Origin of the sequence: Rhodococcus sp. ENV425, assembly GCF_002887785.1 — a bacterium.
Classification (GTDB): domain Bacteria; phylum Actinomycetota; class Actinomycetes; order Mycobacteriales; family Mycobacteriaceae; genus Rhodococcus; species Rhodococcus aetherivorans.
In genome coordinates, this window is the sequence record NZ_PCZU01000267.1 from 38096 (window position 1) to 44270 (window position 6175).

Below are 6175 nucleotides of genomic sequence, written 5' to 3' on the forward strand. Positions count from 1 at the left end.
ATCCGCTCGACGAACGGGCCTGGGAACTGCTGGTCGTCGCCCTGTACCGGGCGGGCCGGCAGGCCGACGCCCTGGCGGCGCTGCGCCGCGTGCGCACCGTGCTCGACGGCGAACTCGGCATCGAGCCGGGCACCGGGCTGCGCGAACTCGAGACGGCGGTGCTGCGGCAGGACGACGTCCGGCTGCTCGGGACCGCCGGGGTCTCGCCGGGGCCCGCCGCCGCGCTGGGCACCCCGAGCGCGACCTCCAACGTGCCGTCGCCCCGCACCGCCCTCGTCGATCGGGCCCGTGAGCTCGCGGACGTCGGCGCGGCGCTGGCCGGGGAACGGTTGGTCACGCTCGTGGGGCCGGGCGGGGTCGGCAAGACGCGGCTCGCGGTGGAGGTGTGCCGCAACGGCGGTGAACGTCCCGCCGACGGGCCGTGGTTCGTGGACCTGGCGGCCGTGCGGGCCGATGCGCTGGTGGCCGCGACGGTGGCGTCGGCCCTGCAGATCCTCGGCCCCGGGACCGTCGACCACCTGGCCACGGTGCTCGCCCCACGTGAGTGCGTCCTCGTGCTGGACAACTGTGAGCATCTGCTCGACGGTTCGGCGGAGCTGGTGACGGCGCTGCTCGAGCGCTGCCCCGGCGTGCGGATCCTGGCGACGAGCCGGGAGCCGCTCGGCCTCGACGGGGAGTGGGTCTACGAGGTGCCGCCGTTGGACGAGTGCGCCGCCGTCGAGTTGTTCGGCGTCCGGGCCGCCGGGGTGGTGCCGGGCTGGACGATCCACGACGAGGTGACCGAACCGGTGCGTCGCATCTGCACCGAGCTCGACGGGATCCCGCTCGGGATCGAGCTCGCGGCGGCGCAGCTGCGGGTGCTGTCCGAGCAGCAGATCGCCGAGGGGCTGAGCGACCGGTTCGCGCTGCTGCAGGGCGGCTCCCGCACCGCTCCGCCGCGGCAGCGGGGGCTGGCCGACGCGATCGAGTGGAGCTACCGGCTCCTCGACGACGAGCAGGCGCGGCTGCTGCGCGAGGTCGCGGTGTTCGCGGGCAGCTTCGACATCGAGGGTGCCGCCGCCGTGCACGGCAGCACGCCGCCGCTGAGCGTCCTGCCGCCGCTGACCGCCCTCGTGCGGCGCTCGCTGCTGCGGGTGGAGCCGTCGTCGTCGCCGCGGCGGTACTCGATGCTGCAGACCATCCGCGAGTTCGCCCTGGCCCGCGCGGACGCGGCCGAACGGGACAGGATGGCCGACGTGCACCGCCGGTTCGTGCTGCGGCGGGCCCTCGCGGCGGTGCCGCACCTGCGCGGCTCCCGGGCACGGCAGACCTTCGACGCCCTGACGGCGGACATCGCCGAGCACCGTGCCGCTGCGGCCTCCGCGCTGGCCGCCGGTGATCCCGTCTACGCGCTCGAACTCGCCGGGGCCCTCTATTGGTTCTGGTATCGGCGGGGGCACATCCGGGAAGGTCTGGAGCTGATATCGGCAGCCCTGGACGCGGTCGAGCGGACCGGTACCGCCGTCGCAGCGGCAACCCTGTCGTCGGCGCTGACCGGCCTGGGCGGGCTCACCTACCTGGCCGGGGACGCGGCCGGCGCGGCGGCCGTGCTGGGACGGTCCGCCGACGCCGCGGGGAAGGGCGGCGACGTCGTCACCGAGGCGTGGATGCGGTCCTGGTGGGCGTACTGCTCCGCGATCACGGGCCCGTCCGACGAGTTCCTGCACGCAGCGCACGAGAGTGCGGACGTCCTGCGCCGGGAAGGCGCCGTGTGGCAGCGCGCCGACGCCCTGCTCATCGAGGGCATGATCCTGCGCTTCCTCGGCGATCCGCAACGGGCGCAGCAGGTGCTGCGCGAGGCGGTCGCGACAGCCGAACGTTGCGGCCACGGCTGGGCGGTCGGCTCGGCGTCGTGGACACTCATGCGCACGGCGATGGACGTCGGGGACACGGACGCGGCGCTCGACGCGGTCCGGGTGATGCAGCCGGTCCTCGAGGCCGAGCGGGACGTGACGTCGTGGCTGGTGCTCGTCCACAGCGCCGCGGCCCTGGTGGCCCGGCTCGGTACTCCCGACGTCGGCGCGATGCTCCTCGGGGCGGTCCGGGCGCTCGGCGGCCGCATCGGCTTCCTGCCCGAGGTGATGGATCCGGTCGACGGGCCGCGCGAGGCGGCGGTCGTCCGCGACGCGCTCGGTGACGCCGAGTTCGAGCGGTGCGCGAGCCTCGGCGCCGGCCTGGACCGGGACGAGGTGAGCGCGCTGCTGGCCCGGCTGTGCCGGACGGGGCACGTCGGTGCGCAGCCGGAGCTAAGCGGCAGCTAAGCGGTGGCGGTTGTCCTGGAAGGGACCGAGATCCGATCCTTCCGAGGAGCACCATGTCCCACCCGACGCCCCAGACCCTGGCCCCCACGTCCGTCGTCGACCTGCTTCGGACCGCCGTCGCCGGTGTCGTACACGCCCCCGAGGACGAGGGCTATCGGCTGTCCGCCACCGGCTTCAACCTCGCCACCGTCCACCGCAGCGCCGCCGTCGTGGTCGCCTCGAGTGCCGCCGACGTCGCCGCCGCGGTCCGGATCGCGGCCGAGAACGGGCTGACCGTCGCGGTGCAGGCCACCGGCCACGGCGCCGCCCCCGCGCCGGAGAACAGCATCCTGGTCGACACCGCCCTCCTCGACGGGGTGAGCATCAACCGCGCCGAGCGCACCGCCACCGTCGAGGCCGGGGTCCGCTGGCAGCAGGTGCTCGACGCCGCGGCCCCGCACGGGCTGGCACCGCTGGCCGGCTCGGCACCGGGCGTCGGGGTGGTCGGGTACACGCTCGGCGGCGGGCTCGGCCCGATCGCCCGCACCCACGGGTTCGCCGCCGACCGGGTCCTGCGGATGGAGGTCGTCACCGCCGACGGGCAGCTGCGGCGGGTCACCCCCGACGACGAACCCGACCTGTTCTGGGCCCTGCTCGGCGGCGGCGCGGCATTCGGGATCGTCACCCAGATGACGTTCGAACTCCTGCCCATCCAGACCCTGGACGGCGGCGGCCTCTTCTACGACATCGCCGACGCCCCGGCCGTGCTGCGCCGCTGGCGGGACTGGATCTCCGCGGCGCCGACCTCGGTGTCCAGCTCGCTGGCCATCGTCAACTTCCCGCCGCTCCCGGAACTGCCCGAGCCGCTGCGCGGCCGCACCGCCGTGCACGTGCGGTTCGCGCACGTCGACGACGCCGAGGACGCCGGCGCGCTGCTCGCCCCGCTGCGCGCGGTGGCCACCCCGGTCCTCGACACCGTGACCGAGATCGTCTACCCCGCCCTTGGTTCGATCCACGCCGACCCCACCGACCCGATGCCAGGCATGGAGCGCTCGGTGCTGCTGCGGGAGCTGCCGGACGCCGCCCTCGACGCCCTGCTCGCCGTCGCGGGTCCCGCCGGCGCGCTGCCGATCGCGCTCGCCGAGGTCCGGGCCATGGGCGGCGCGCTCGGTGTGCCGCCCGAGACCCCCAACGCCGTCGCGGGCCGCGACGCCGCGTTCACCCTGTTCACCGTCGGGGTGCTGGTGCCGCCCATCGCCGACGCGGTGCCCGGAGCGCTCGAGACCGTCGTCGGGGCGATGGCGCCGTGGGCCTCCGGCGGTGCGCTGATGAACTTCGCGGGCGGCGTGGACGGGCCCCCGGCTGCCCGGGTGGCGAACGCGTGGACCCCCGCCCAGCGGACCCGGCTCGCCGAGATCCGCGCGGCATACGATCCCAGCGGCGTCTTCGCGCCCGCCGCGCGATGGGCGGCAACGGCGATCTGAGCCGGTCGCATCCGTCCGTCCCTCGGCTCCACGACCGTCGGGCCGGCGCGCCAGCGCCTACCCTGATGATCCCGGCGCGCCAGCGCCTACCCTGATGATCATGGAGTCGAGGGATCTGCGTGTCTCGGACGCCGAGCGCGAACACGTCGGGACGCTGCTGCAGCGCGCGGTCGGGCAGGGGATGCTGTCGCTGGGGGAGTTCACCGAGCGGATGGACACGGCGCTGGCCGCCAGAACCCGCGGAGAACTGAACGCCGTGCTCGTCGACCTGCCCGGAATGCAGGTGCGGCCCGAGTACCTGCCACATCCGATGCAGCCCACCCCCGCCCCGGCGCCGCCGATGGCCGGGCCGGTGCCCCCCGCCCCGGCCTCGCATCTGCAGACACCCACCATCCGCGGCCGGTTGTCCAACCTCAGCCGCAAGGGGCGGTGGGAAGTGCCACCGGTGCTGCGGCTCGACACCCTGATGTCCTCGGTGACCCTCGACTTCACCGAGGCCGTCATGCGCACCCAGGTGGTGCGGATCCAGGTTGAGGACTACCTCAGCTCCATCACCCTGATCGTTCCCGCCGAAGCCACGGCCGACATCAACGGCCTCGACACCGTCGCCGCGAGCGCCGAGTCGAAGGTGCGCAACGGGCCCCCGTTCGGCCCGCTGCATCTGATCGTCGGCGGCACCGTCCGCCTCGGTTCCGTCAACGTCAAGCACCCGCTGGGCACGACGCTGCGCAAGCTGCTGGGCTAGCCGGCCGGCGGTCCCCGAGGAGCGTCGGGCCTGTCGGCCGGTGGAGGCGCACCCGTGTCGGTCCCAATGCGTGTTGGTGCGACGAAAGGAAGCGGCCCGCCCCGGGCCGGAACGCTTATGGCAGAGCTTGCGCGTGGCGAGAACACCACCATCCCCTCGGGGCCGGTGACGGTCGCGGTGGCCGGTGCCCGGCAGGGCACTGTCGATCTGATGGTGTTCCAACTCGGCGCCGACCAGCGTGTCCGTAGCGACGCCGATTTCGTGTTCTTCAACCAGCCGGCCTCCCCGGAGGGCGCGGTCCGGTTGGTCGCGGCCGACCGGATCGGTGTCGATCTGGCCGCGATACCCGCGGGGATCGAGCGGCTGTCGGTCGCGGTCGCCCTCGACGACAGTGTGCCGGGCAGCTTGTCCGCCGTCCCCGGTCTGGGCGTGCAGGTTGCCCACCCGGCGGGCGAGACAACAGCGCCCGCGTTGGGGTTGAGCACCGAGCGGGCGGCGGTCCTGCTCGAGATCTATCGCCGCAACGGCGCGTGGAAGCTTCGCAACGTCTCCGCCGGGTGGGACACGGGCCTGTCGGCGCTGGTGGTCCACCATGGGGTGCAGGTCGACGATCAACCCGCCAGTGCCGAACCTGCCGCGGTGGCCGCGCCGGCTGCGGTCGTGGACAGCGCTGGTGTCCGCACCGTCGCCGGCGAAGCGAAACTCTCGTTGGAGAAGCGGCAGAGGCTGGACCTGCGCAAGCGGGAAGTCGCCAAGGTGCTGCTGGACAAGGGCGCGGCCGGGGTGCGGGCCCGGGTCGTCCTGGTGATCGACAAGACCGGCAGCATGCACCGCGAGTACACCAGCGCACGCATCCATCAGGTCGTCGAGAGGATGGTGCCGATCGCGGTGCAGGTCGACGACGACGGCACCCTCGAGCCGTACCTGTATGCGGTCTCGTTCGCCCGGCTGCCGGACATCGCCGTCCACGATGTCGAGTCCTGGTGCGCGACGTATCTGCATCTCGGTGGGGTGCGCGGGGGCATCGACTACGAACAGATCGGTGGCTACAACGACGAGCTGCCGGTGATGGGGGAGATCATCTCCACCCTCACCGCGGGGGCGTCGATGCCGACGCTGGTGCTGTTCTTCACCGACGGCGGCTTCCACAAGAAGGGCCCGATCACCGCGTTGATGAAGAAGGCATCCGGTCTGCCCGCCTTCTGGCAGTTCGTCGGCCTCGGCAAGGCGAACTACGGCGTGCTCGAAAAACTCGACACCATGAGAGGGCGGGTGGTCGACAACGCCGGGTTCTTCAGCGTCGACGACATCTCCCAGGTCAGCGATGCCGAACTCTATCGGCGCCTGCTGGGTGAGTTTCCCAACTGGCTGCGCGCGGCGCGCGCCGCGCGCATCGTGGGCTGAACTGCGACGGGGTCCGCACCAACACTACGATGAGGGCGGTGCACAAGCCCGCATGTCCGGTAGTGATACTCATGCCCGCGGGCGCCGCTCCGCGGACCATGTAGGGATGAGTACGCCGACCCCGCCCGGCCTCGATCCGCGGCTCGTCGCCCAGCTGTCCGGCGAGTGCTACGCGCTCGAACAGCACCTGTACGCCGTCGGCGCGCACGTCGCACATCTGCGGGCCCAGCTCGACCGCCTCGTCGTCGCGCCGGCCCCGGCGC

At 73.3% G+C, this 6175-nt stretch carries 4 protein-coding genes; all 4 read left to right on the forward strand.

Annotated elements, in window-relative coordinates:
* Positions 1-2300: BTAD domain-containing putative transcriptional regulator (locus tag CQZ88_RS24130; protein ID WP_258008763.1), on the forward strand; the 2300-nt coding region annotated here is incomplete at its 5' end.
* 53 nt (positions 2301-2353) lie between these two features.
* The gene (locus CQZ88_RS24135; protein WP_006940220.1) at positions 2354-3763 is read left to right on the forward strand and encodes an FAD-binding oxidoreductase; all 1410 of its coding nucleotides are present in this window, start codon (positions 2354-2356) and stop codon (positions 3761-3763) included.
* Positions 3764-3863: 100 nt separating this feature from the next.
* The gene (locus tag CQZ88_RS24140) at positions 3864-4508 is read left to right on the forward strand and encodes a DUF1707 domain-containing protein (protein WP_044476153.1); all 645 of its coding nucleotides are present in this window, start codon (positions 3864-3866) and stop codon (positions 4506-4508) included.
* 117 nt (positions 4509-4625) lie between these two features.
* Complete coding sequence (locus tag CQZ88_RS24145; RefSeq protein WP_006940226.1) at positions 4626-5912, forward strand: VWA domain-containing protein; 1287 nt, start codon at positions 4626-4628, stop codon at positions 5910-5912.
* Positions 5913-6175: the final 263 nt, after the last annotated feature.

Coding starts and splice junctions, on each gene's coding strand:
- CQZ88_RS24135 (WP_006940220.1), top strand. CDS start 2,354: ATGTCCCACCCGACGCCCCAGACCCTGGCCCCCACGTCCGTCGTCGAC.
- CQZ88_RS24140 (WP_044476153.1), top strand. CDS start 3,864: ATGGAGTCGAGGGATCTGCGTGTCTCGGACGCCGAGCGCGAACACGTC.
- CQZ88_RS24145 (WP_006940226.1), top strand. CDS start 4,626: ATGGCAGAGCTTGCGCGTGGCGAGAACACCACCATCCCCTCGGGGCCG.